Genomic DNA, 24,465 nt, shown 5'->3' with positions numbered 1-24,465 from the left:
AAATTCGCGATGACCTGTTGGCGCTTTTGCGCCTTGCGTGTGCGTCAGTTACTGGCGTTCTTGATTGCTGAAGTGCAGGCCCCGGTGTGCTTGCCCAGCCAGGTGTGCAGCAGCGCGAAGTTCAAGGAGAACTCGGGCATTTGCAGCAGCGCGCCGCAGAACACTTCACCGATGATTTTCTGGATGAGCTGCACCGCACGCGGCTCGTTGAGCAGCGTGGCGATGTCGCGACTGAGGACGTTGAAGCTCCAGACTTTCTGGTTCAGGCCCAGGCCGACGAACCAGCGGAACAGCAGGTTGTAATTGAGCTGTTCATAGAGCTGCTGCTCGTTGGGCACTGAATACAGCAGTTGCAGGAGCAGGATGTGCATGACCGTCTGCGGGGCGATCAGCATGCCGGGTTGGGCATTGAGGTCGTGCAGGAGGTCGCGGTGGGCGTCGAGCAAATCGTCGATCTGCGGGCGCAGCAGCACCAGCGAATGCCCCGGCGGAATGTAGCTGGAGACCTCTTTCAAGGCGCCCTGCCAGTCATCCTGCGACACGATCCAGACCCACGGCGCGCCGTAGCGATACACCGAAACCGGCTTCTTGCGCGCGGCTTCGACGATCTTCGACAGGCGTTGATCGAGTTCCTGCATGCCCACTTTCGAGTAGCGTTCCATAGTCCCCATTGCCTCACTCCCGGCGTCCCGCCTCGGCTTGTGAAAAGCGCCCAAAAGGGCCCCTCAAGCGCGTTACATAGGCATGACCGGACTGGCGATGTGCTACCGAACTTTTGTCATAAAAGCTTCATTACAGAAATTGATCGGGATTTGGCAGACAACACAAAACCCTGTGGGAGCGGGCTTGCTCCGGGCGGCGTTCCGACGAAAGTGGTGTGTCTGTCACTTAGAGAGTGACTGACGGGACGCCTTCGCGAGCAAGCCCGCTCCCACAGGGTTATGGGGCGTTTTCAGAAAAACATTCCGTCAGGTGTAGACCGGCCAGATGTCGACGATCTTACCGCCACGCACCGCCAGCAAGTCGCCGAATTGCAATAACACCGCCTCGGTCTGGGTCGGCCGCAGAAAGACTTGATCCTCCACCGTCAGGCCAACGGCATTCGAACCATTGACCATCTCCTGATTCGAGCTACGCCCATAAACGCCATTGCTCTGCAATCCGGGCGGTGATTCGAACTCGGCCATCCAGTTGCCGCCGTAGATGAAAAAGGTCTGCCGCTGGTTGGTGTCCCACCACGAAAACAGCCTCGACTTGTCATCCAGCGCCGGGATGTTCACCGGCCCCGTGCTTTTCAGCACCGGGGTGGAGATGTACGTGGCGGGCTCATGTTCAACCAGCGACGGCAGATCGTAATGCGTCGGCTTGAGCATCGCCGTCCCAACCGACACCTCACTACTCAGGCTCTCGTTTTCATGCATGCGATAACTCGGGCTGCCGGCGGTGTTCAAGCACAAGCCGTCATGCCACAGCGCGGGATATTGCTGCCGGGTGAAGTCGACGCAGCGCTGATAAATCACCATCACCTTGGCAAACAGTTCCTCGGGCGAACCGAGAATCTCCGGCACGCCCATGCCCACGAACGGGTCGTAGCCCATGAACCCGGCGAACTCCAGGTGCTGCGGGTTGGCGGCGATCAGCGTGAGCATCTGCCCGAGCACGTTCACGTCACTGACGCCGCCCCGGTGCAGGCCGACGTCGAGCTCGATATTGATCCGCATCCGCGTGCCCAATCCCTGGGCCAGCGCGAGGTATTGCCGCAAGCGTTCGGGGTTGTCGATCAGCCATTGCAGTTGCTTCGTCGGGTCGAACGGACCTTTGTGGGTTTGATAGAACAGCTCGGCAGAACGCACCGGCAACGGCTTGCCGAGCAGGATGTCGGACTGCGGGAACGTCACCGCATCGTGATTGAGAAACGGCTGATGAAACGACATCAGCCGCTGCGTCCCCGCCCGTTGGCCGATGTAGCTGAGCAACCCCGGTGACGGCAGGGATTTCTCCACCAGCCGCAACTGCTTGCCCGCGCGTTTGACCGAGCGCATCACCACGTCGATGTTGTGATCGAGGCGATCCAGATCGATCAGCAACACCGGGCGCATCGGGCCTTTGGTCTTGAGTTCGTTGTTCAGCGCTCGGAAATAGTCGCTGTAAGGCCCGCCGCGATCCCCCGGCCGCAGCCACGCCCCCACGCCCACAAGCAGGGCACCGACACCCAAAGTCCCGAGCACGAAATTACGTCGATTGACCGCCATCAGCTCACCCCCAGAATCGACGACAGATGCCCGTTGAGAAACTTGCCGCTCGGGTCCAGCGCCTGGCGTACCTGAATGAATTCCTGCCAGCGCGGATAGAGCGTTTGCAGCGTGCGGGCATTCAGCGTGTGCAACTTGCCCCAGTGCGGGCGGCCGTTGTACTTCCAGAAGATCGGCTCGACGGCGGCGAAGAAGTTGTGGTGGTCCATCTGGTAATGCTGGTGGACCGAGATCGAACAGCTGTCGCGACCTTCGAACATGCTCAGCGGAATGTCGTCGGCCTTGACGTAGCGGTACTCGATGGGAAACCAGGTGCGCAGGTCCTTGTCGCGGATCAGCTTGAGAATCTCGCGCAGGCAGGCCGGGCCGTGTTCGGCGGGCACCGAATATTCCATCTCGTTGAAACGCACGGTGCGCACGTTGGCGTAGATGTCGAACGAGTCGCCGACCCGATCATCGAAACTCGCCAGATGCCGCAGGCTGTTGAGCAGCGAACTGCGCAGGTTCGGGAAATCGCTGCCGTACTTGTCGATCTTCTCGATCAACGTCACGAACTCGTTGCCGCCCTCCTCTTCGGGCGGGATCGGCGGCGTGGGCGGGTCAGTGGTTTCGTTGAGGGCGATCGACAAGGCGTAATCGGAATGGGTGACGACGAGCATTTCCCAGTGCTGGTTTTCGCGGGTGTTCTTGTCCAGGTCTTCGAGCAGTTCTTCGGTCTTGGCGATCCACTGGGTTTCCCGCAGGCGATAGGCCGGGCGGTTTTGCAGGCGGATTTTGGTCGCCACGCCCAACGCGCCGAGGGATACCCGCGCGGCGTTGAACACGTCGGGATGACGCTGGCTATCGCAATCCAGCACCTCGCCGTTGGCGGTCACCAGTTGCATCCCGCAGACGTGGGCCGAGTAGGACTGGAAGGTTTTGCCGGTGCCGTGGGTGGAGGTGGAAATCGCCCCGGCGAGTGTCTGGTAATCGATGTCGGCCATGTTTTGCAGCGCCTGGCCGACATCCTTGAGCGGCGTGCCCATGCGTGACATCGGGGTGCCGGCGGCGAATTCGGCTTGCAGGGTTTTCGGGTCGTGGTCGAGCAGGCCGTAGAAGTAGCTCAGCGACAGCAACGTGCCGTCGGTGGGCACCAGCGCGCTGAACGAATGCGCCGAACCGACCGGGCGAATCTTGCCCGGCGCCTGTTGAATCACTGCGGTCAGTTCATCCAGATTCTTCGGCGCCACCCGCGCCGCCGGCAGGCAACTCTGCCCGCCCGACCAGTTGCGCCAGGGAATCAGCCGCGGCGCGCGCATCAACTGGCCCAGCGCCGGATTGGAAGCCAGCGCGCTGAACGCGCCGACGATGCTTGCCCGTTGCAACAACTGCCGGCGTGGCAGATCTATCGGCATGCCGGGATCCTTATTGAGGGAGCGGCTGATCGGCCATGAAGCCGATCAACTGAAGGAATTGTTCTTCCGAGCACTCGACGCACTGGCCCATCGGCGGCATGCCGTTGTAGCCGTTGATGGCGTGGTCGAGCAGCGTGTCGGCGCCCTGCTGGATGCGCGGTTCCCAGGACTTGCGGTCACCGGTCAGCGGCGCATTCGCGGCGGGGTTGGCGTGGCAGATCTGGCAGCTGTTAGCGTAGATCTGCGCCAGCGCCGGGTCTTTGGGAATGGTGTTGTTGGTGCTGGCCGGGGGTTTGGGGTCTTCGCCGCAGCCAGGCAGCGTCATGGCCAACGCCAGTAATAATGTGAGTCGGATTGCCCGCATAACGGCCTCGCTTATTGTTGTGGTCACACCTTAAGGCAGGCGGGTCGGCGGGTTGAGGGCATTGCGGGACATTGAGGGGGGCAAACGGGGCCAGCCCATTACCTGAAGACGATCGTTCCCAGGCTCCGCGTGGGAATGCAGCCCTGGACGCTCTGCGTTCGCTTGGAACGCGGAGCGTCCCTTGAGGCATTTCCACGCAGAGCGTGGGAACGATCATGTGTGGATGCCCGCTCTGCTGTGCGGTTTCGCGTGACATTCGCGTGACATTTGCGGGTTTAAATTTCCGCGCATTCAGGCGTATAACCTGTTGAGACTTTTTGATCTGCATGCGTACATCAACACGGGGTAGCGACATGACCACAGCAAACATCCTTGGCAACCTGTTCCCTTCTGTCAGCGACATCCCGGAAAAATACCGCCTCGACGGTCAGGTCGAGCAACGCGAATACCTGGTCGATGGCCAGTTGCGCCGCTGGGACGGCCCGCTCGCCACCGTGCGCAGCCCGGTCTATCTGCACGGCGACAACGGCGACGAACAAGTGATCCTCGGCAGCACGCCGCTGCTGGACGCCGACACCGCTCTCACCGCCCTCGACGCCGCCGTCCGCGCCTACGACCGGGGCCAGGGCCTGTGGCCGACCATGCGCGTGGCCGAACGCATCCAGCACGTCGAAGCTTTCCTCGGGCGCATGCGCCAACAGCGCGACGCCGTGGTGAAACTGCTGATGTGGGAAATCGGCAAGAACCTCAAGGACTCGGAAAAAGAGTTCGACCGCACCTGCGACTACATCGTCGACACCATCAATGCGCTGAAAGAACTGGACCGCCGCTCCAGCCGTTTCGAGCTGGAACAGGACACCCTCGGCCAGATCCGCCGCGTCCCGCTCGGCGTGGCGCTGTGCATGGGCCCTTACAACTATCCGCTGAACGAGACGTTCACCACGCTGATACCGGCGCTGATCATGGGCAACACCGTGGTGTTCAAGCCAGCCAAGCTCGGCGTGCTGCTGATCCGTCCTTTGCTTGAAGCTTTCCGCGACAGTTTCCCGACCGGCGTGATCAACGTGATCTACGGCAGCGGCCGCGAGACCGTCAGTGCGCTGATGGCCAGCGGCAAGATCGACATCTTCGCCTTCATCGGCACCAACAAGGCCGCCAGCGACCTGAAAAAACTGCACCCGAAACCACACCGTTTGCGTGCCGCGCTGGGGCTGGATGCGAAGAACCCCGGTATCGTCCTGCCCGAGGTGGATCTGGACAACGCGGTCAGCGAAGCGGTCACCGGTTCGCTGTCGTTCAACGGCCAGCGCTGCACCGCGCTGAAGATTCTGTTCGTGCATGAAGATGTGGTCGACAGCTTCATCGAGAAATTCAACGCCAAACTGGCCAGCCTCAAACCAGGCATGCCGTGGGACAGCGGGGTTTCGCTGACGCCGCTGCCGGAGTCGGGCAAGGTCGATTATCTGCACGGGCTGGTGGCCGACGCGCAGAGCAAAGGCGCCCAGGTAGTCAACCCGAATGGCGGCGAAGCGCGGGCTTCGTTCTTCTACCCGGCGGTGCTGTACCCGGTGACGCCGCAGATGCGCGTGTATCAGGAAGAGCAGTTCGGCCCGGTCGTGCCGATTGTGCCGTACCGTCACCTCGATACCGTGATCGACTATGTGCTGGAGTCGGACTTCGGCCAGCAATTGAGCATCTTCGGCACCAATCCGGTCGCCGTCGGCCGCCTGGTCGATACCTTCGCCAACCAGGTCGGGCGGATCAACCTCAACGCCCAGTGCCAGCGCGGCCCGGACACTTACCCATTCAACGGGCGCAAGAACTCCGCCGAGGGCACGCTGTCGGTACACGATGCGCTGCGGGTGTTTTCGATCCGTACGCTGGTGGCGACCAAGTTCCAGGAACCCAACAAGGATCTGATCAGCGAAATCATTCGCGGACGGGATTCGAACTTCATCGCCACCGACTACATCTTCTGAGGAGGAATCAGCGCTGAGCACTTTCAGCCCCCACCGCTGGCCGCCGCTGTTGCGGCGGATCCTGCGGCCATTGCTCGACCCGTATCGACGTTATCGCCATGCACGAACGATTCACGCGGTGCGGGTCGCGCTGGGATTGCTGGCGACGATCCTGCTGACCACCGGCATCAACCTGCCCCACGGCGAGTGGGCGTCGGTGACCATGCTGGTGGTGATCGGCGGCTTGCAGCACCACGGCAACATCGGCAAGAAAGCCGCCGAACGCGCCATCGGGACCTTGATCGGTGCTGGCGTCGGTTTGTTGATAGTGGCGCAACAGGCGTGGCTGGGAATGCCGTGGCTGACCTATTTTGCGATGGCGGTGGTGTGCGGATTCTTCTCGTATCACGCCATCGGCAAGGGCGGCTACACCGCCCTGCTCTCGGCCATCACCGTATTCATCGTCGCCGGGCATGGCGACAACCCGATCACTGACGGGCTGTGGCGCGGGGTCGATATCCTGATCGGCATCGCCCTGGCCCTGGCCTTTTCCTTCGCCCTGCCGCTGTACGCGGTGTACTCGTGGCGCTACAACCTGGCCGATGCGCTGCGCGATTGCGCCACGGTGTACGGACGGATCATCGGCGGCCAACCGGTGACCGCCGACGAACACTTGAAGTTGATGAACCGACTGAATGCGGTGATGGTGCAACTGCGTTCGCTGATGCCGTCGGTATCCAAGGAAGTCAAAGTGTCGATGACCGAACTGGACGCGATCCAGCGCAACCTGCGCATGTGCATCAGCACTCTGGAAATCCTCGGCAACATCCGCCCGGACGCCAACGACCCCGACGCCATGACGCACCTGCAAGCGGCGCTCAAGGCCGAACACCGGCACATTCGCGTGCAATTGATCGGCATGGCCCGGGCGTTGAAAACCGGTGCGTCCGGTCGATTGGGGCGTCCGGTGGAGTTGCCGGACGCCAGCCTCGATACGCCTGTCTACAGCCCGCTGGACGGCTACCGTTTGTTGACCCGGCAACTGGCAGCCAACATCGGCGAAATGCGCCAGCGTCTGGCGAAGACTGCGCCGCGCTGGAACATCTGATCCCGATTTTTCGATGTAACAAACTCGACATCCTCTCTACAATGCGCCTCCACAATGGACGTGGACGGATGCCTCAATGCAATTCAGGACGAATATCAATGCCCTGCGGGCGCTTGCCGTGCTATCGGTGGTGCTCTATCACTTCGCTATTCAGGGATTCGGCGGCGGATTTGCGGGCGTAGACGTGTTCTTCGTCATTTCCGGCTTCCTGATGACCGGCATCATCTTCACCGGTCTGGAACGGCAGCGCTTTTCGCTACTGGGGTTTTACGCTTCGAGAGCCCGGCGCATCATCCCGGCGTTGTTGGTGGTGTGTATTGCCCTGCTGCTGTTCGGTTTCGTCTTTCTGCCGCTGGATGACTTTCGCGACGTCATCAGAACGATCAAAAGCAGCCTGTTGTTCAGTTCCAACTTCTTGTTCGCCAAGGGTGGCAGTTACTTCGACGCGCCGCTGCACGAGAACTGGTTGTTGCACACCTGGTCGCTGTCAGTCGAATGGCAGTTCTACATGCTGTATCCCTTGCTGCTGATGGCGCTTTACAAGTGCCTGGGCGCACAAAAGACCCGCTGCAGCTTGTTGATACTGGCTGCTGCGTCTTTTGCCGCCTCGACTGTCATCACACGCTCGGATCCGGTGTTTGCCTTCTACATGCTGCCGACCCGAGCCTGGGAATTGATTGCCGGCGGACTGGTGTATCTCTTTCCTTTGCACCTGAGCAAGCGCCACGGATCTATTGCTGAAGGCGTGGGGCTGCTGGCCATCTTGGGTAGTGTGTTGTGTTTTTCGGAACAGGACCTTTGGCCGGGTTACCTGGCACTCTTGCCGGTTCTGGGCACGGTACTGGTGATCTACGGTAATACCCGATCGGTTTTCAGCACGTTCAAGCCACTGCAATTCACCGGCACCATTTCCTACTCGGTTTATCTGTGGCACTGGCCGCTGGTGGTTCTTCTCTACACTTGTGGCCTGCTCAATAGCTGGCCACACGTCTGGGGCGCAGTGTCGTTGTCATTTGTTCTGGGTGCCGGGTCGTATTACCTGGTGGAATCCAGGGTCAAGCCGATGACGTCGGTACGCGGTACGCTCTTCAGGTTTGCATCGTGGGTGATCGCAATGGTTGTCGTGTCTGCCGCGACGGCGTCGCTGGTCAAGAATCACCCATCACTGCGCTTTGCCTTTGTCGACCTCGGGCAGCCCGAGTACACCAGCAAACTCTATACCCAGGAATGTAATCCGAATGCGTACGGCGCCGCTGATTGCAAACTGGGTAACGGCGAGGTGTCAGTCATTCTGTTTGGCGACAGTCATGCGCAATCCACCGCCGCCGCTGTGCAGATGGATAATCCGCAAGCAGCTTTGTCGTGGTCCCTGGGCGGTTGTCCGACATTGCAGAACTTCCAGATGCACGACAAAACACTCGAGCGTCAATGTCAGGCGTTCAATCACGAAAAACTGCAAATATTGAAGAATTCATACACGGGAATTCCAGTGGTGCTGTTCAGCAGAGCGGCGCTGTATGCCGACCCGAGTCGTAACAACAGCTATCGGATTCGCTTTCCCGATCAGCAGCCAATGTCTTTCAGCGAGGCCTACGTCGCTGAATACACGAACACCGTATGTGCCATCGCCGAAAACCATCCGGTTTACATCGTCAAACCAATCCCGGAGATGCCGTTCAGCGTCTATAAAGGCCTGAATCTGCATCAACGCATTTTTGGTGACACTGCCGATATTTCCATCCCGTTGCAGGATTACGAGCAACGCAACCGAATCGCCAACGATGCCATTGAAACTGTGGCGAAACGGTGCAATGCACAGGTGCTGGACCCGACCCCGCTGCTTTGTCCGGACGGTAACTGCATGGGGTCAAAGCAAGGTGTGCCGTTGTATTTCGACGATAACCATCTGGTCGATGCCGGCAATCAACAACTAAGAGGACTGTTCAAAGCCGCGGTCAAGGAGATCTGAATTCACTGAGCGAGCAGACGACGTGACTTCAATCCCCAACCCTGTTGCATGCCGGCTGCTGCCAGCAGGATTGCCGCCACACCGATCCATTGCAGGGTTTGCAGTTGATGGCCGAAGGCAAACCAATCAACGAAAATCGCCGCGATCGGGTAGATGAACGACAGCGCGCCGGTCAATGCGGTCGGCAGTTTCTGAATCGCGCCGTAAAGCAGCACATACATCAGACCGGTGTGGACAATGCCCAGCGTCACCAGACTGGCCCAGGCACTCGGGGCCTCGGGCATCGCTGAAAAATGCGCAAACGGCGCGAGCAGCAACACACCGGTGCAGACCTGGATCAACGCAATCAGGTGCGGCGGCGTGCCGGTCAGGCGCTTGATGATCAACGCGGCGATGGCGTACAGAAACGCCGCCCCCAGTGCCAGCGCGATCCCCATCAGGTAATCATTGCCACCCTCGCCCTGCCCGCCATGGGCACTGACGATCGCCAGCATTCCCATAAATGAAATCGCCAGCCAGAACAGCTTCTGCAGGGTGATCTTCTCGCCCAGAAACAGCGCCGCCAACCCCACCAACATGAACGGCTGCACGTTGTACACCGCCGTGCCGATGGCAATCGAGGCCCGTGAATACGAGGCGAACAACAGCACCCAGTTGCCGACGATTGCCACCCCGCTGAGCACCGCCAGCAGGAAGGTGGTAAGAGTCAGAATGCCTGGGCGCAGAAAGCCGAAAGCGGCGCAGATCAGCAGCAAGGTGCCTGCGCCGAACACACAGCGCCAGAACACCACGTCCAGCACCGGTTGCCCCGACACCAGCACGAACCAGCCGATTGTCCCGGATATCAGCATGGCGGCGGTCATTTCGAATGAGCCGCGACGGATTGTTTTGTCCATCATCAATCTCCTTAATGTGTGGCAAAAGTATGCCAAGCGCGACCGGGGCTTCTCCAGCGCAAAAAGCAGGCTAAACTCGATTTCTGCCTTTTTTATCAAGGGTGGTTTGCGTCATTCGCCTAATGCGGGAGTTTTTTGTATGACCGACGATATCGACCAGATCCTGATCGGGGCCTTGATGGAGGATTCGCGGCGCTCGCTCAAGGCGCTGGCGCAAATCAGCGGGTTGTCCTCGCCCAGCGTGGCCGAACGCCTGCGGCGTCTGGAGGAGCGCGGTGTGCTTAAGGGTTACACCGTAGAGATTGACCCGAAATGCTTCGGTTATCAGTTGCAGGCGATTGTCCGGGTGCGGCCATTGCCGGGGCAGTTGCAGGAGGTCGAGCGGCAGATCCTGTCGATTCCCGAGTTCACCGAGTGTGACAAGGTCACCGGAGAAGACTGTTTTATCGCGCGCCTGCATGTGCGCTCGATGGAGCAGCTGGACACCCTGCTTGATCGGTTGAACACGCTGGCGGAAACCAATACCGCGATCGTCAAGAAGACCCCGGTGAAACGTCGGTTGCCGCCGATGGCGTGAGCGGCGTAGATTGTGTTTTTTCCGGCGAAGGATTGGCGGTATGAAAATTCAGGCATTGATGCTGGCGATGTTGATGCTGACCGGGTGCGGGACGGTGCAGACCGTGGCGTTCAGCGATAAGTCTTCCACCGACCAGTTGAAGACTAAAAAATCCTACTGCGGCGCTGTACCGCGCATCTACAGCGGCGTGACGTACGATTTCTGCATGCTGCACGCCGAAAAGCCGGATGACGTTGATGCGTTCAACTACAAGAACGCGACGCCGGGTTTGCTGGTCGATGCGGCCGTGTCGGGAGTGCTCGATACGTTGCTGCTGCCCTACACGATTTACAAGCAACAGGCCGATGGCAGCATCGTGATCAATTGATCGCCCGCTCTCTTTTTCGCAGGCAACAAAAAACCCGCTTTCGCGGGTTTTCTGTTTATAGCGGTGCAGCGATCAGTCGTCGCGGCTCATGATGCCGAAGATCTGCAACAGGCTGACGAACAGGTTGTAGATCGATACATACAGGCTGATGGTCGCCATGATGTAGTTGCGCTCGCCGCCGTGGATGATGGCGCTGGTCTGGAACAGGATGCAAACCGACGAGAACAGCACGAAACCTGCGCTGATCGCCAGTTGCAGGCCGCTGATCTGGAAGAACATGCTCGCCAGCGTTGCGCCCAGCAGGACGAAGAAACCAGCGGTGATGAAGCCACCGAGGAAGCTCATGTCCTTGCGGGTGATCAGCACGTAGGCCGACAGACCACCGAACACCAGCGCAGTCATCGCGAACGCGGAGCTGACCACTTCAGCGCCGCCCTGCATGCCCAGGTAACGATTGAGGATCGGGCCGAGCAGGAAACCCATGAAACCGGTCAGGGCAAATGCCGACACCAGGCCCCAGGCGGAATCACGAAGCTTGTTGGTGAGGAAGAACAGCCCGTAGAAACCGATCAGCACCACGAAAATATTCGGGTAGCCGACCCGCATCTGCTGGGCCACGAACGCCATCACACCGCTGAATGCGAGGGTGAGCGCCAGTAGACCGTAAGTGTTGCGCAGGACGCGGCTAACCTCTAGCTGCTCAGCCTGCACGCTGTTGTGAACTGCGTAATCCTGTTCGCGCATGGCGACACTCCTGTTGGTTTGAAACGTTCAGTCGCAAAGATCATAACAGACGCTCTGTAACAAGCCATGCACAGAGTTTGACAGTGTGTTTCATTCAGGTATTATGGCGCCCGCAACGCAACGGAGGTGTGGCCGAGTGGTTTAAGGCAACGGTCTTGAAAACCGTCGACTGTAACAGGTCCATGAGTTCGAATCCCATCGCCTCCGCCATATTTGATACGACAAAGCCCTGATTATTCAGGGCTTTGTCGTTTCTGGCATCCGGAAATTTTACTCCTCTCCCTCAGGAGGGTTTGCGCATCTTTTCGGTCATTTCCGCCCCCCTGCTCTTCCGACACGGCTGCGCGCGCCCCCAAAAAAATTTAGTTCCTCCACCTCGCAACTGAGGGAGGCAGCTGTCTTCAACATGCGGTTTTCAGTCAAAAGCCGACAGTCCCGAAATCAAGCGTTCTGACGTCCGAAACCTGACAATTGTGTTCGGAATGTAGAAAAGTCTTTCCCTGATTCGCTCCTGTTTCCACAAATCCCTCGAGCCTAAAGTTCGTCCTGCCAGCAAGATCACATTTACTTCAGGGAATCTCATCATGAAAACTGCAATGATCATCGTCGCACTCTTGGGCTTCAGCTCTGTGGTAGCGGCACAGGACGGTACTGCCAAGAATCAACAGGTCGAGCAATATGGCTACGGCACCCACCTTGATGTCGCCAAGGTCATCTCTGAAGACCCGGTGCCGGATATTTGTGCAGTCGTACCGACACACATGACCTACCAGGATTCGCAAGGCAAACAACACGTACTGGCCTATAAAGTCATGGGCCGGTGCAGCCAGGGCTAAGTAACCTGTTCGCCGATCATTGCGCCTCGGGAAGTTGCTTCATCGAGGCGCAAATACCTTTCTGCCCCGCAGCGTTTCAACCGATAAGTGCTTTGGCCGTGGCTGCCAGCTGACTGCCAACCTGATCTTTCAACGTTTCGATGAAACGCGTGATTTTTGCATCGACGAACTGTCGCGAGGTATAGACGGCATACACGTTACGCTCGTAGGTATGGTAGTCAGGCAAAACCCGCACCAGCTTGCCGGAGCGCAGATCGTCGATGGCCGTGAAACCGGCCAGCAAGCCAATCCCGGCACCCTCTCGAATGGCAAGCGCCATCGCATCCATATCGTTGACGCTGAAACTCGGCCCTGTCGGGATAAATGTCGCGTCCCCCGCCTTGCTTTTGAGCTGCCACTCATCCCGCGCATAGTCCACCGTACCCAGCAGCAAACACTGGTGATCACGCAGATCTTCAGGCGTCTCAAGAGGCGCATGCCGGGCCAGGTAGTCTGGAGACGCCACCAGAACACAATGGCTGACACCGATCTTTTGGCTGACGTATGCGGAATCGGGTAGCGCTCGGGCGATCAGAATCGAGACATCCAGTTGGTCTTCCAGCAGGTTAGGCATGCGTTGTGAAAGCAGTAAATCCACAGACACCTCCGGGAATTGCTGGCGGTAATCCAGCACGGCCCGCGTGACCAGATGCCGAGCCAGTCCGGGGACGCAATGCACCCGCAGTGTTCCCCGAGGCTCCAGCGCCGCATTGCTGGCTTCGGCTTCGGCACTCTCCAGATCAGCCAGAATTTTCGTGCAGCGCTCATAGAACCGTCGCCCCGCATCGGTGACCGACAGGCGCCGCGTCGAGCGCTGCAACAGTCGTGCGTCGAGCACGTTTTCAAGCGCAGATACAGCACGCGATACGTTACCGACCGTGGAGTCCAGATGATTGGCCACGGCCGTGAAACTGCCCATCTCGACAACCTTTATGTACACCGACATGTTCGAAAGCTTATCCATCGCGACCTTCCTGTGGATCTGGCGCACACCCGTGATAACCGCTTTTTTCAGGATGCTACACGGTCGGCCCGCAGCCCGATATTACCTCTGCGGACAACAATGATTCCCTTTGGCCCGACTAAATCAACGGGCCCTCCTTCCATAGACTTGGTTGCACAAGCTTCCTGATCTGGCTTTGCAGTACAGCCCATCAGGCACCGAGCTTCATACGAATCTCACAACCAACTGAAGGCCACATCATGAAGACTTCCTACGATCCGCTTTATCTTTTCATCGGTGGTGAATGGCTCAACGCCGAAGGGCGCGAGACTGCCGCCGTTGTTAACCCGGCAACCGGCCGGGAAATCGGACGCGTCCCACTCTCCACCGCAGACGACCTTGATCACGCCCTGGCAGTGACTCGCCTGAGCTTCGAGCAATGGCGCCAGACCGTGCCCGACAAACGCGCAAAAATTCTCAAACGTGCCGCCGACCTGATCCTCGAACGTGCACCGCAGATTGCTGCGCAGATGACCCTGGAGGAAGGCAAACCGCTGGGTGAAAGCCTGGATGAAGTGACCCGCGCGGCGGAGTATTTCGAATGGTTCGCCGAAAGTGCCCGGCGCATCGACGGCCGTGTGGTCCCGGCCAATCGACCAGGCGTGCTGCAACTGGTCAAACGCCAGGCCATCGGCCCGGTGGCCGCATTCACGCCCTGGAATTTCCCGGCCATCACCCCGGCACGCAAACTCGCGGCAGCGCTGGCCGCGGGTTGCAGCGTCATTCTCAAGCCAGGTGAAGAAAGCCCCTCCACAGCGCTGGCCCTGGCGCGTGCACTCGATGATGCAGGATTGCCCAAGGGTGTGCTGCAAGTGGTCTTTGGCGTACCGGATCAAGTGTCCAGCCATCTGATCGCCTCGCCGATCATTCGCAAAGTGACGTTCACCGGTTCGGTGCCCATCGGGCGCCTGCTCTCCGCACGAGCGGCTGAAGGCGTGAAGCCCATCACCCTCGAACTGGGTGGGCACGGACCGGTTCTGGTATTCGAAGATGCCGACATTGAAAAAGCCGCCATCGAAGGTGTCGCCAATCGGTTTCGCGGGACCGGGCAAGTGTGCATTTCATCCACTCGGTTTTTGATCCAGCGTGGTGCCTATCAAGCCTTCGTTGATCACTTTGTCGCTGCGACCCAGGCCCTGCGGATCGGCGACGGCTTGCATCCTGACACCCAGGTCGGACCGTTGGCCAACCCAAGGCAATTGGCAAAGATGGAAGAACTGGTCGCCGACGCCGTCGAAAAAGGTGCACGGGTATTGGTCGGTGGTGAAGCCTTGTCAGGCGAAGGCTACTTCTTCCAACCCACGGTTCTGGCGGATGTGCCGATGGATGCCCGCGTGATGCACGAAGAGCCTTTCGGCCCTATCGCCGTGCTGATGCCGTTCGATGAACTGGCAGATGGTTTGAAAGAAGCCAACCGCCTGCCCTACGGCCTCTCTGCCTATGCGTTCACCACCAGCGCTCGCACGGCCATTGACGTCGCGGACGGATTGGAGGCCGGGATGATCGGGATCAACCAATACCGCATCGTTGCTACCGAGCTCCCCTTCGGCGGGATGAAAGAGAGCGGTCACGGCTCCGAAGGTGGCATTGAAGGTATCGAGCACTATCTCACCCACAAATTCATCAGCCAGGTTTAAGGAGCTCGCCCATGTCCAGGATCAATTTCAACAGTCCTCGCGAAGCCGCGCGCGCGTTCACGCCAAAGCTGGCGCAATTCGTGGACTCGACACTATATCCGCAAATCTGGAGCGATCCGGCGCTGTCCCCGCGCGACCGTAGCCTGATCACCGTAGCGGCGTTGATTGCCGGTGGTCATTCGGAAGAGTTGCCTGCCCACTTACGCCGCGCGGCTGGCAACGGTGTAACCCAAGACGAACTGGCGGCAGCGATCACCCACCTGGCTTTTTACGTGGGTTTCCCCGGCGCGATCACCGCATCGGCGATCGCCAACGCCACGTTCAGCGCAACGGAGAACAACTGAATGAAAGCCATCGACATCAGAGCGTTTGGTGCGCCAGACGTCCTCGAACTCGTAGAAGTTGCCAGCCCTGAAGTCCGTCCTGACGACCTTCTGGTACGTGTCTATGCCGCCGGGGTGAATCGTGCGGACCTGACTCACCGGACCGGTGGGTACGGCCGTCCTAATTTCGGCGACTCAATGATCATCGGTCTGGAAATCGCCGGCGAAGTGATCGGGAAAGGTAGCGCGGTGACGGGATTCGAAGCAGGAGATCGAATCATGGGCGTGGTCGGTGGCGGTGCCTACGCCGAACTGGCACGCATCGATTACCGCATGGCCATGCACGTCCCGGCGCAGCTTGACTATGTACACGCGGCAGCCATTCCCGAGGTCTTCGTCACGGCCCATGAAGCGATGATGCATCTGGCTCGGCTCAAGGCCGGCGATTCAGTGTTGATTCATGCGGCCGCCGGCGGCGTCGGGTCGGCCGCGGTGCAGCTGGCGTACGCTACGGGTGCCACGGTGTATGCGACGACCGACGGCAGCAAGTTGGCGCGTGTCGAGCATTTGGGCGCTGACGTGGCGATCGACTACAAGACGCAGGATTTCGCTGACGTAATCGCCGCCAAAACCCAGGGGCGCGGCGTCGATGTCATCATCGACTTTATCGGGGCGCCCTACTTCGCACGCAACATTGCGTCCCTTGCAAAGGGCGGTCGCCTGGTGCAAGTGGGCATCCTCGGCGCAGGCGGCAACGTGACCGTAGCGCTGGAGGACATTCTTTACCGCCATTTGCAAATCATCGGTACGGTGATGAAGTCGCGTACGCAGCCGGAGAAGCACGACATGATCAAGCGCTTCCGCGAGCACTGGCTTGATCGCTTTGAGGGGGCCGGAAGCCTTGAGCCTGTCGTCGATAGCACGTTTGCGTTATCACGGGCTGCCGATGCTCACCGCCGAATGGAGTCTTCCGAGAACGTCGGGAAAATCATTCTGACGATGCAGCCTGAAGACTTGCTTTGAGTCTGGCCAAAACGGGGTGAAGACGCCTCCTGGAAAAATCGGCAAGACTATTTTGCTAACATCGCGCGCTCCAGCCCAATTGCACGAAGTAAACCGCAGGTATTTACATGTTCGACAGAAGCGATTTCGATCAACTATCGAGTGACCAGCAGATTTGTAGTGCTGCACGAAGTGAATGTCGCGGTCTCTACTACGTCACCTATCCAAACGACGCCTTTCGATATTCTGAGTCGCAGGAGACCATCAGAATAACTCGCGCACCCAAACGGCATGGTGAAGACGGACTGAAATTCTGGCTCCAGGCGGAGTACCTGGATTGGCGACCTGAAAGTGACAGCCGTTTCCCGCAACACGTATCCGACGCCAAGTTTGAGAAAATCCCGGAAGCTGTTTTCAATCAGATGATTGTGGATCGGACGATTGATTTGATTGCTCCGCTCAAGCAACCGCTGCATGAGCCGACAGGTTTTGTCGGAGCGTTGTTGATGTACTCAATGAAGACGGATTTCATCGTTTCACTGTTCGCGGAGTATGAAGACGAGTACATCCATTTCCACTGGTACACGATTTCATAAGCTCTGGCACCAAGGGCTCACGCGGACGTTTCCGGGGTTTGGAAATGACGAGCCAATAGCGCCAGGCTGTTCACGTGCGCGGACAAAGAGGTCCGCCAGAACGGGCCTCGATTTCCTGCATTTATCGCTACATCGGTTTGACTATTGCAGCCCGCGCCCTGGCGTCGGGACCGATCTTGAACCAGATCGAGTACATCGCGGGCAGGAACACCAACGTCATGACGGTGCCGACGAGCGTACCGCCAATCAGGGTATAGGCCAGCGTCCCCCAGAACACCGAGTGTGTCAGGGGAATGAACGCCAGGATCGCCGCCAGGGCCGTCAACAGTACCGGTCGCGCACGTTGCACCGTGGCTTCGACGACAGCGTGAAACGGATCCAGCCCTTCTTGCGCGTTGTGATGGATCTGACCGATCAAAATCAGCGTATTGCGCATCAGGATCCCCGACAGTGCAATCAACCCGACCAGCGCATTGATGCCAAACGGCTGATTGAAGATCAGCAGTGTCGGCACCACGCCAATCAAGCCCAACGGCGAGGTCAGGAACACCATGATCATCGCCGAGATCGAACGGACCTGCACAATGATGATGACCAGGGTCATGGCGATCATGATCGGCAACAACGGCAGGATCGCCTTGCCGGCCTTGCCGGACTCTTCGATCGCACCCGCCTGCTCGATCCGGTAACCGGAAGGCAGTTTCTCGATGATCGGCTGCAGTTGCTTCAGCAGCGCACTGGAAACGTCCGGTGGCTGCAAGTCTTCGGCAATGTCGCCGCGCACGGTGATGGTCGGGGTGCGATCACGCCGGCGCAGGATCGGATCCTCCATGCGCACATCGACCTCGCCTATCTGCGACAACGGGACCCGCTGCCCCGACGCACCGACCAGGGTGAAGCCTTCGATTTGCTGTGGATCGAGCCGGACATCGCCCGCTGCCCGCCCCATGACCTGTACTGAACGAATATCCTCGCGCACCGCCGTAATCGGTACTCCGCTGAGCAGGAACTGCAATTGTTGTGCAACCGCAGTCGATGTCAGCCCCACTGCCTGCAGACGGTCCTGATCCAGGTTGAAATGCAACGACGGCGTCAGCGGGCCCCAATCAGTGTTCACGGTTCTCATCATCGGGCTGTCCTGCATCACGCCCCGCACCTGCTCGGCGATCACCCGCAACTTGGCCGGATCAGGCCCCATCACCCGGTAGGCCACCGGAAACGGCGAGTAAGGACCAAACACGATTTGCGTTGCCCTGAGACGCGCCTCCGGGGCGAGCCCTTGAGCGACCGCGTCACGAAAACGCAACTTGAGGGTTTCCCGCGCTTCCTGACTGTCGGTCAGCACCACGATCTTGGCGAACGACGGATCGGGCAGTTCCGGCGCCATCGCCAGGAAGAAACGCGGCGCCCCCTGACCGATATAGGCCGTGACGATTTTCGCCTCATCCTGCTGGCGCAGCCAGGCTTCGACCTTGGCGGCCGTGGCGCTGGTCTGCTCGATGGAGGTGCCGTAGGGCATTTGCACCTCGATCATGACTTCGGGACGGTCAGAGGTCGGGAAGAACTGTTTCTTCACCAGGCCCATGCCCGCCGCCGCCACGAAGAACAGCACAATAACCATGCCCGCGACCAGCCATTTGCGCGCAATGACCCGGGTCAGAACCCGACGGAAGCGGTTGTATCGCGGCGTGTTGTAGATCGCCGCATGTCCACCCTCGACTGCCTTGATGTCCGGCAACAGTTTCACGCCCAGATAAGGAGTAAACGCCACCGCCACGACCCATGAAGCGATGAGAGCGATGCCCACAATCCAGAACATGTTGCTGGTGTATTCGCCGGCCGTGGACTGAGCGAAACCGTTGGGCAAAAAACCGATCGCCGTCACCAGGGTTCCGGACAACATCGGCGCCGCCGTGTGGCTCCAGGCATAGGCAGACGCCTTGATGCGATCGTAGCCCTCCTCCATTTTCACCACCATCATTTCAATGGCAATGATCGCGTCATCGACCAGCAGCCCGAGCGCCAGAATCAACGACCCCAGGGTAATACGATCAAAGTTTTTGCCGGTGGCCGCCATCACCACAAACACGATCGCCAGGGTCAACGGCACCGCAGCGGCGACCACCACGCCGACACGCCAGCCCATGCTCAGAAAGCAGACGAGCATGACCACCAGCAGCGCGACAAAGAACTTGACCATGAACTCGCCAACGGCGGAGTCGATATTCACCGCCTGGTCGGTGACCTTGGAGAGGCTCATGCCCAAGGGCATTTCCTCATTGATCCTGACGGTCTCGGCATCCAGCGCCTTGCCCAGATCAAGGCCATTCCAGCCCTCGCGCATCACCACACCGAGCAACAGCGCCTCTTCGCCGTTATTGCGCACCAGAAAGGTGGCCGGGTCTTCGTAACCGCGTTCGACCGTCGCCACATCAGACAACTTGAGTGTCCGCCCCTGCACGATCACAGGGGTGTCGCGGATTTTTTGCAGCTTGTCGAACGCACCGTCGAGACGCAGAAAAACCTGCGGCCCGCTGGTTTCGATTGATCCGGCCGGGGTCAGTGCGTTCTGACTGTTCAGCGCGGCGAAGATGTCCTGCGGCGACAAGCCCAGAGTCGCCAACCGGTCATGCGAGAAAGAAACAAATATCCGTTCGGCTTGTTCGCCGATGATGTTGACCTTCTTCACACCCGGCACATGCAACAGGCGCTGGCGCATGGACTCCGCATCGCGGACCAGCAGACGCTGCGGCTCGCCCTTGGCTTTCAGGGCGAACAGCGCAAAGGTCACGTCCGAATACTCGTCGTTGACCATCGGCCCGATGACGCCCGCCGGCAACTTGATCGCTTCATCGTCGAGTTTTTTACGCGCCTGATAGAACTCTTCCTGCACTTGCGAGGGCGGCGTGCTATCGAGCAACGAGACCATCGTGAAAGCGAGCCCTGGCCGCGTATAGGTTTCCGAGCGGTCGTACCATTTGAGTTCTTGCAGGCGTTTTTCCAGTGGCTCCGCGACCTGATCCTGCATCTCCTGTGCGGTCGCCCCCGGCCACGCCGTGATGACGGTCAACTGCTTGACCGTAAACGGAGGATCTTCGGCACGCCCCAGCTGGAAGAACGCCAGGGTGCCGGCAACGGCGATCAGGAAAATCAGAAAGACCGTGATCGAACGCTCGCGAACGGCGATGGCAGAAAGGTTGAATCGGCCCTCGCTCATGGACGACTCCCGGCAACGGTCGCCGCATCAGGCACGGGCATTCTTACTGCTTCACCTTCGCGCAACAGGTGAGCGCCCAGCGCCACAATCTGTTCGCCGACCCGGAGATCGCCAGCGACTCGCGCTGAATCGTCGCTCAACCCCAACACTTGAACCGCTCGCCAGGTCACGGTTGGCGGTGTGCCGTCGATGACCCACACGCCAGGACCTTGACCCGCGTCGTAAAGCGCGGCAACAGGCACTTGCAACGATGCGGCAGGTGTCGAACCCTCGGCGATTCTGAGGGTGACAGTCGAACCTATCGGCGCATTGGCCAGCGCGCCTTCCAGTACATAGCGCGCCTCGAACGTACGCGTCGTGCGGTCCGCCGAATCCGAAAGCAACCTCAGTTTCGCGGTAACAGCACCCGAGGCGTCGCCATAGAGCGTGGCTTGCGCGGTGGATCCTGCTGCGGGGCGCAAGGTCTCGGGCAAGTGCACGATGGCCTCGCGCTGCCCTGCCCGCGCCAGTCGAACCACCGGTTGTCCAGGGCTGACGACTTGTCCGGGTTCAGCGAGTGTCTCCACCACAACGCCGTCGGCATCGGCAACCAGCACCGCATAACCGGAAGCGTTGCGGGCAACGTCCGCTTGCGCTTCAGCGGCGCTGAGTTGCGCCTTGGCGGTATCTGCGGCGGCTTTGATCTGATCGTAGGCCGATGCGGAAATGGCGCCGGCGCTGACCAGAGTGCGATAGCGGGCTTCGTCATCGGTTGTCTGCCTGGCCCGGGCCCGTGCGGCGATGACCGACTCCTGCTGCGCGCGTGCCTGCAGCCCCAAGTCGATGGGGTCGAGCCGCATCAGCGGCTGACCGCGTTTGACGCTCTGCCCCGTGTCAACCAGACGCTCGAGCACCTTGCCCGAAACGCGAAACCCCAGGTCGCCCTGAATGCGCGCAGTCACCACTCCCGTGAAGGTGCGAGAACCGTCAGCCGCAGCCTGAACGGCGGTGAACCTGACCAAAGGCGCCTGTGTGCGCGGGTCTGCAACGGATGAGGAATCACCGCACGCCGCCAGGGCGAGTGGCAACAGGCATGCGGCAATGGGGGAAATTCGAAGCCGGCGCATAGGTTCACTTACTGAAATAGGATGATCATCATATTCTCATCCTTGTGACCAATATCGTCAACAGTCACATTGCATGAGGTATTCGACGCTCCGGTTTTATCATTTATGCCGTGATTGCCTTTTCAAGCCTTAATTGACACATTGTGACCATTACGTAATATGGTCACGAAAATCTCGTTAAGGAACGCCGATGCCTCCCCTGCGCCCGATTGCTCTTTTAGTTACCGCCAGCCTCATGGCAGGTTGTGCGGTGGGTCCGGATTACCATCGTCCGGACGCCCCGCTTTCAGATCATTACCTGGGGCAGTCTGCTGTCGAACCACGATCCGGATCGACACCGGACAGCCTTGCCGCCTGGTGGGAAAGCTTCAATGATCCGCTGCTGACCGACCTCATCGACCAGGCCTTGCAGCAGAATCTGGATCTGGCACAGGCTTCGGCGCGCGTCACCCAGGCCAAGGCCGGACTGGGCGCCGCAAATGCAGCATTGCTGCCCTCGGCGAACATCAACGCACAGGCGGCACGCGCTTATCAGTCCGTCGAGACACCTTTGGGCCAGGTGTTGAATTCAACACCCGGCTATGACCGCTATGGCAATGCCTACGAGGTCAACTTCGAGGCGGGCTGGGAAGTCGATGTTTTTGGCGGACTGCGCCGCGGGCGTGAGGCGGCACTGGCTGAGTATCAGGCCTCAGCAGCGGGTGTCACGGCGACGAGGTTGGCGATCGCTGCGCAAACGGCCGACATCTACATCACCCTGCGCGGATTGCAGGCGCGGCTGGATATCGCCAACCGGCAAGTCGATACCCGGCGTGCGTTGCTGGAAAAGGTCCGGTTACTTTACGGCAAGGGTCTGGCCGCGGAGTATCAGGTGCGCCAGGCCGAGGGCGAGTTGTCGCAAGTCGAGGCGACCGTTCCGGTACTGCAAAGCGGTCTGGAGGCGGCCATGAATGCAATGGACGTGCTGCTCGGCACGCCTCCCGGCACTCACCGCACGCAACTGGCACGTGAGGGCGAAATTCCCGATGTACCGTCGCTGACTGCGCTGGGCACACCGGCAGATCTGCTGCGGCGCAGACCGGATCTGATCGTGGCCGAACGCCGTCTTGCGGCCTCCAACGCGCGTATCGGTGAAGCGATTGCCGAGTACTACCCGAAATTTTCCCTCAGCGCCTTGCTCGGCAGCGCGACAGCCGTATCCGGCGGCAATCTTTTCACTGGTGGCGCAAGCCAATCTGCCGGTGTGTTGGGTTTGCGCTGGCGGCTATTTGACTTCGGACGCATCAACGCCCGGATCGATCAGGCCAAAGGTCAGGAATCTGAAGCATTGGCGGCCTATCGCCAGTCGGTACTGCGCGCCACCGAAGATGTAGAGAACGCGCTGTCCTCACTGGTGAATCGGCAAACCCAGACCACGACCCTGACTGGCGGCGAAGCGGCGCTGACTCAAGCACGCCAGTCCTCGTTCACCGCCTATGAAAAAGGCACCGCCAGCCTGATCGATGTCCTGCACGCCGACGAAACATTGCTACAGGCCTCCGACGCCAGAGCGCAGGCGCGGACGGAATCGGCCCGTGCGGCGGTGGCGGTATTCAAGTCGCTGGGCGGGGGCTGGCAACCCACTGAATCACAACCTGTAGCGGCACGCTGAGCAGCACCACCAGATCGCTTTCAGGTCAGGGCATCAGGCTGCGCAGAATGAGGTTGGAGGTGAGCGTGGGCGCAACCTCGATAAAATCGAGATTGTGCTGCAGCAGCAACGGGTTTACGAAGGGGCGCAAGGCCAGATGAATCGCCTCGACGGTCTCGTCCAGCGGCGTCTTGCGCTCGAACTCTCCGAGCTCCCGCCCTTCACGCACGATGCCGAAGATAAAGCGCTTGATCTGCTCCTCATACACCTGAGCACTTGGCCAACGCTCCGCTGCCGAGAATGCCGCGATGTCGTAAAGCTTGCGATCATTGAAGAACAGGTCCACACCCGTGGCAATCACGGTCTTCACCAGCCGGCGTAAACGCTCGGTCGGCGAAATCGCCTCTGCGTTAACAGCCTGTTCGACCGCTGCAACCATTTGCCCCAGACAATTTGAGCAGATCGCTTCGCCGATCGCCTGCTTGGAATCAAAGAATTTATAGATGTACGCCTTGGAAAAACCGATGGCCCTGGCCAGATCGGAAACCGTGGTTTTGCCATAGCCGTATTGGCTGAAGTGTTCATTGGCTGCCGCGACAATCTGATCACGAATCTCGTGATCGACTGGGCCACGTGGGCCGGGCGAAGATATGGATGGCTGATTCATGGGCGTAGCTTACTCAGCCTGTCGAGGTCTTACAAATCGTGACCAATAGCGTACATATTTCACAAAAATCCGACTGGCTGAAAACGCGCCGACGTTCAAGTCATCGAACAGCGCGGATCGGCCCTTCTACGGCGTTTCCACTTCATCGACCGGCAACACCGGCAATGAAGCAAACATTTCGGCGCGGCATACCTCAAGGATTTCATCCGCCAAGGCGGAATCATCCGGACAGGCGCGTGACAAGACAATTGCGCCGACCGCACGCGACAGCAAGTCGATCATTTTCTTCCTCCCCTCGCCCTCCGCGGCATCCGGCCCTGTCGGATATTTTTCCCCCAGAGTTTGCAGGGTGCGTTCAATGCCTTCGGCAAACGTGGCTTTCACATCATCCGACTGACGCGCCGCGTCGCCACACAGTGCGGCCATCGTGCAACCGCTTCCGCGTCCGTCGCGATGTTCTCTGTTCACATAAACGTTGATGAAACCGGGGACATCGAGCGCCTGGGCACCTGTCAACGATTTGCCGAGACTGCAGGCCGAAGCTTCGACCATCAGGTCGGCCTTCGAGCCGAAGTGCTTGTAAAAGCCTCCATGGGTGAAACCGGCAGCCGCCATGAGATCCGCCACACCGACGCCGTCAAAGCCACGCTCACGGAACAGCTCTGAGGCCGTCTCAACGATGTGTTCTCGATTGGCCTGCGCCTGGGCCTTGGTCACTCTCACGTGCAATACCTCGTGTTTAGCGGGAATTCCTACGTCCGATGATACATAGATGTCGCC

General features: G+C 59.5%; 22 protein-coding genes and 1 tRNA gene. 12 read left to right on the top strand and 11 right to left on the bottom strand.

Translation table 11 applies throughout. The features are described from left to right. Nucleotides 1–44 precede the first annotated feature (44 nt). The 4 genes from ACM6JM_RS08305 to ACM6JM_RS08290 form a co-directional block, all read right to left on the bottom strand. Entirely contained in the window at nucleotides 45–671 is a 627-nt protein-coding gene (locus ACM6JM_RS08305) for a transposase (RefSeq protein WP_414881650.1), read from the bottom strand. Between the two features lie 297 nt (nucleotides 672–968). Continuing rightward, nucleotides 969–2,177 (bottom strand): DSD1 family PLP-dependent enzyme, encoded by a 1,209-nt coding sequence (locus ACM6JM_RS08300; protein ID WP_414881910.1) that lies wholly within the window; start codon nucleotides 2,175–2,177, stop codon nucleotides 969–971. 74 nt (nucleotides 2,178–2,251) lie between these two features. Next, nucleotides 2,252–3,580 carry a D-arabinono-1,4-lactone oxidase gene (locus tag ACM6JM_RS08295; RefSeq protein WP_414881909.1) on the bottom strand — a complete coding sequence of 443 codons (1,329 nt, stop codon included), beginning with the start codon at nucleotides 3,578–3,580 and terminating at the stop codon, nucleotides 2,252–2,254. A 76-nt stretch (nucleotides 3,581–3,656) separates the two neighbouring features. Beyond that, nucleotides 3,657–4,010, bottom strand: a complete 354-nt coding sequence (locus ACM6JM_RS08290; RefSeq protein ID WP_414881649.1) for a c-type cytochrome — start codon at nucleotides 4,008–4,010, stop codon at nucleotides 3,657–3,659. A 353-nt stretch (nucleotides 4,011–4,363) separates the two neighbouring features. Here ACM6JM_RS08290 and ACM6JM_RS08285 point away from each other — a divergent pair, with 353 nt between their 5' ends. The 3 genes from ACM6JM_RS08285 to ACM6JM_RS08275 all read left to right on the top strand — a co-directional run bounded on the left by ACM6JM_RS08285 (nucleotide 4,364) and on the right by ACM6JM_RS08275 (nucleotide 9,045). Then, entirely contained in the window at nucleotides 4,364–5,989 is a 1,626-nt protein-coding gene (locus ACM6JM_RS08285) for an NADP-dependent glyceraldehyde-3-phosphate dehydrogenase (protein ID WP_192564817.1), read from the top strand. 46 nt (nucleotides 5,990–6,035) lie between these two features. Then, nucleotides 6,036–7,076 (top strand): FUSC family protein, encoded by a 1,041-nt coding sequence (locus ACM6JM_RS08280; protein WP_170844937.1) that lies wholly within the window; start codon nucleotides 6,036–6,038, stop codon nucleotides 7,074–7,076. Between the two features lie 76 nt (nucleotides 7,077–7,152). Further along, a complete protein-coding gene (locus ACM6JM_RS08275; protein WP_414881648.1) occupies nucleotides 7,153–9,045 on the top strand; it encodes an acyltransferase family protein in 1,893 nt (630 codons plus the stop codon). A gap of 2 nt (nucleotides 9,046–9,047) precedes the next feature. On the opposite strand, the gene ACM6JM_RS08270 is transcribed toward ACM6JM_RS08275, so the two are convergent. Next, entirely contained in the window at nucleotides 9,048–9,941 is an 894-nt protein-coding gene (locus tag ACM6JM_RS08270) for a DMT family transporter (RefSeq protein WP_414881647.1), read from the bottom strand. A gap of 139 nt (nucleotides 9,942–10,080) precedes the next feature. On the opposite strand from ACM6JM_RS08270, the gene ACM6JM_RS08265 reads away from it, so the two are divergent. Both ACM6JM_RS08265 and ACM6JM_RS08260 read left to right on the top strand, forming a co-directional pair. Next, nucleotides 10,081–10,518 carry an Lrp/AsnC family transcriptional regulator gene (locus ACM6JM_RS08265; protein ID WP_064381847.1) on the top strand — a complete coding sequence of 146 codons (438 nt, stop codon included), beginning with the start codon at nucleotides 10,081–10,083 and terminating at the stop codon, nucleotides 10,516–10,518. Between the two features lie 40 nt (nucleotides 10,519–10,558). Continuing rightward, complete coding sequence (locus ACM6JM_RS08260; protein WP_103386877.1) at nucleotides 10,559–10,885, top strand: YceK/YidQ family lipoprotein; 327 nt, start codon at nucleotides 10,559–10,561, stop codon at nucleotides 10,883–10,885. A gap of 72 nt (nucleotides 10,886–10,957) precedes the next feature. On the opposite strand, the gene ACM6JM_RS08255 is transcribed toward ACM6JM_RS08260, so the two are convergent. Next, nucleotides 10,958–11,629, bottom strand: coding sequence for a Bax inhibitor-1/YccA family protein (locus tag ACM6JM_RS08255; RefSeq protein WP_007955123.1), 672 nt, complete (start codon nucleotides 11,627–11,629; stop codon nucleotides 10,958–10,960). Between the two features lie 122 nt (nucleotides 11,630–11,751). Here ACM6JM_RS08255 and ACM6JM_RS08250 point away from each other — a divergent pair. Together ACM6JM_RS08250 and ACM6JM_RS08245 are read left to right on the top strand one after the other, a co-directional pair. Next, nucleotides 11,752–11,839, top strand: a tRNA-Ser gene (locus ACM6JM_RS08250). Between the two features lie 374 nt (nucleotides 11,840–12,213). Further along, complete coding sequence (locus ACM6JM_RS08245) at nucleotides 12,214–12,465, top strand: DUF2790 domain-containing protein (protein ID WP_074690881.1); 252 nt, start codon at nucleotides 12,214–12,216, stop codon at nucleotides 12,463–12,465. 76 nt (nucleotides 12,466–12,541) lie between these two features. Here ACM6JM_RS08245 and ACM6JM_RS08240 read toward each other — a convergent pair whose 3' ends face one another. Continuing rightward, nucleotides 12,542–13,468, bottom strand: a complete 927-nt coding sequence (locus ACM6JM_RS08240; RefSeq protein WP_085611760.1) for a LysR family transcriptional regulator — start codon at nucleotides 13,466–13,468, stop codon at nucleotides 12,542–12,544. 239 nt (nucleotides 13,469–13,707) lie between these two features. On the opposite strand from ACM6JM_RS08240, the gene ACM6JM_RS08235 reads away from it, so the two are divergent. From ACM6JM_RS08235 to ACM6JM_RS08220, 4 genes are all read left to right on the top strand, one after another. After that, on the top strand, nucleotides 13,708–15,144 hold the full coding sequence (locus ACM6JM_RS08235; RefSeq protein ID WP_074690880.1) for an NAD-dependent succinate-semialdehyde dehydrogenase: 1,437 nt from the start codon (nucleotides 13,708–13,710) through the stop codon (nucleotides 15,142–15,144). Between the two features lie 11 nt (nucleotides 15,145–15,155). Next, on the top strand, nucleotides 15,156–15,488 hold the full coding sequence (locus tag ACM6JM_RS08230; protein ID WP_074690879.1) for a carboxymuconolactone decarboxylase family protein: 333 nt from the start codon (nucleotides 15,156–15,158) through the stop codon (nucleotides 15,486–15,488). Beyond that, nucleotides 15,489–16,490, top strand: coding sequence for an NAD(P)H-quinone oxidoreductase (locus ACM6JM_RS08225; protein WP_163975041.1), 1,002 nt, complete (start codon nucleotides 15,489–15,491; stop codon nucleotides 16,488–16,490). 107 nt (nucleotides 16,491–16,597) lie between these two features. Continuing rightward, the gene (locus ACM6JM_RS08220) at nucleotides 16,598–17,065 is read left to right on the top strand and encodes a hypothetical protein (protein ID WP_039772200.1); all 468 of its coding nucleotides are present in this window, start codon (nucleotides 16,598–16,600) and stop codon (nucleotides 17,063–17,065) included. Nucleotides 17,066–17,192: 127 nt separating this feature from the next. Here ACM6JM_RS08220 and ACM6JM_RS08215 read toward each other — a convergent pair whose 3' ends face one another. Together ACM6JM_RS08215 and ACM6JM_RS08210 are read right to left on the bottom strand one after the other, a co-directional pair. Beyond that, the gene (locus tag ACM6JM_RS08215) at nucleotides 17,193–20,282 is read right to left on the bottom strand and encodes an efflux RND transporter permease subunit (RefSeq protein ID WP_103386875.1); all 3,090 of its coding nucleotides are present in this window, start codon (nucleotides 20,280–20,282) and stop codon (nucleotides 17,193–17,195) included. Further along, nucleotides 20,279–21,388 carry an efflux RND transporter periplasmic adaptor subunit gene (locus ACM6JM_RS08210; RefSeq protein ID WP_414881646.1) on the bottom strand — a complete coding sequence of 370 codons (1,110 nt, stop codon included), beginning with the start codon at nucleotides 21,386–21,388 and terminating at the stop codon, nucleotides 20,279–20,281. The genes ACM6JM_RS08215 and ACM6JM_RS08210 overlap by 4 nt, the downstream gene beginning before the upstream one ends. Nucleotides 21,389–21,578: 190 nt before the next feature. Here ACM6JM_RS08210 and ACM6JM_RS08205 point away from each other — a divergent pair, with 190 nt between their 5' ends. Continuing rightward, nucleotides 21,579–23,039 (top strand): efflux transporter outer membrane subunit, encoded by a 1,461-nt coding sequence (locus ACM6JM_RS08205; protein ID WP_103386873.1) that lies wholly within the window; start codon nucleotides 21,579–21,581, stop codon nucleotides 23,037–23,039. Between the two features lie 25 nt (nucleotides 23,040–23,064). Here ACM6JM_RS08205 and ACM6JM_RS08200 read toward each other — a convergent pair whose 3' ends face one another. After that, nucleotides 23,065–23,685: a TetR/AcrR family transcriptional regulator gene (locus ACM6JM_RS08200; protein ID WP_103386872.1), complete on the bottom strand. Its 621-nt coding sequence runs from the start codon at nucleotides 23,683–23,685 to the stop codon at nucleotides 23,065–23,067. Nucleotides 23,686–23,811: 126 nt separating this feature from the next. After that, nucleotides 23,812–24,408 carry a TetR/AcrR family transcriptional regulator gene (locus ACM6JM_RS08195; protein ID WP_178082873.1) on the bottom strand — a complete coding sequence of 199 codons (597 nt, stop codon included), beginning with the start codon at nucleotides 24,406–24,408 and terminating at the stop codon, nucleotides 23,812–23,814. Between the last annotated feature and the right edge of the window lie 57 nt (nucleotides 24,409–24,465).

This window comes from Pseudomonas sp. IT-P2, assembly GCF_949767575.1.
Taxonomy (GTDB): Bacteria; Pseudomonadota; Gammaproteobacteria; order Pseudomonadales; family Pseudomonadaceae; genus Aquipseudomonas; species Aquipseudomonas pharyngis.
Note: the sequence above shows the minus strand (reverse complement) of the source record. Positions and strands in the feature narration are given on the sequence as shown.

Coding starts and splice junctions, on each gene's coding strand:
- ACM6JM_RS08305 (WP_414881650.1), bottom strand. CDS start 671: ATGGGGACTATGGAACGCTACTCGAAAGTGGGCATGCAGGAACTCGAT.
- ACM6JM_RS08290 (WP_414881649.1), bottom strand. CDS start 4,010: ATGCGGGCAATCCGACTCACATTATTACTGGCGTTGGCCATGACGCTG.
- ACM6JM_RS08285 (WP_192564817.1), top strand. CDS start 4,364: ATGACCACAGCAAACATCCTTGGCAACCTGTTCCCTTCTGTCAGCGAC.
- ACM6JM_RS08275 (WP_414881648.1), top strand. CDS start 7,153: ATGCAATTCAGGACGAATATCAATGCCCTGCGGGCGCTTGCCGTGCTA.
- ACM6JM_RS08270 (WP_414881647.1), bottom strand. CDS start 9,941: ATGGACAAAACAATCCGTCGCGGCTCATTCGAAATGACCGCCGCCATG.
- ACM6JM_RS08265 (WP_064381847.1), top strand. CDS start 10,081: ATGACCGACGATATCGACCAGATCCTGATCGGGGCCTTGATGGAGGAT.
- ACM6JM_RS08260 (WP_103386877.1), top strand. CDS start 10,559: ATGAAAATTCAGGCATTGATGCTGGCGATGTTGATGCTGACCGGGTGC.
- ACM6JM_RS08255 (WP_007955123.1), bottom strand. CDS start 11,629: ATGCGCGAACAGGATTACGCAGTTCACAACAGCGTGCAGGCTGAGCAG.
- ACM6JM_RS08245 (WP_074690881.1), top strand. CDS start 12,214: ATGAAAACTGCAATGATCATCGTCGCACTCTTGGGCTTCAGCTCTGTG.
- ACM6JM_RS08240 (WP_085611760.1), bottom strand. CDS start 13,468: ATGGATAAGCTTTCGAACATGTCGGTGTACATAAAGGTTGTCGAGATG.
- ACM6JM_RS08235 (WP_074690880.1), top strand. CDS start 13,708: ATGAAGACTTCCTACGATCCGCTTTATCTTTTCATCGGTGGTGAATGG.
- ACM6JM_RS08230 (WP_074690879.1), top strand. CDS start 15,156: ATGTCCAGGATCAATTTCAACAGTCCTCGCGAAGCCGCGCGCGCGTTC.
- ACM6JM_RS08225 (WP_163975041.1), top strand. CDS start 15,489: ATGAAAGCCATCGACATCAGAGCGTTTGGTGCGCCAGACGTCCTCGAA.
- ACM6JM_RS08220 (WP_039772200.1), top strand. CDS start 16,598: ATGTTCGACAGAAGCGATTTCGATCAACTATCGAGTGACCAGCAGATT.
- ACM6JM_RS08215 (WP_103386875.1), bottom strand. CDS start 20,282: ATGAGCGAGGGCCGATTCAACCTTTCTGCCATCGCCGTTCGCGAGCGT.
- ACM6JM_RS08210 (WP_414881646.1), bottom strand. CDS start 21,388: ATGCGCCGGCTTCGAATTTCCCCCATTGCCGCATGCCTGTTGCCACTC.
- ACM6JM_RS08205 (WP_103386873.1), top strand. CDS start 21,579: ATGCCTCCCCTGCGCCCGATTGCTCTTTTAGTTACCGCCAGCCTCATG.
- ACM6JM_RS08200 (WP_103386872.1), bottom strand. CDS start 23,685: ATGAATCAGCCATCCATATCTTCGCCCGGCCCACGTGGCCCAGTCGAT.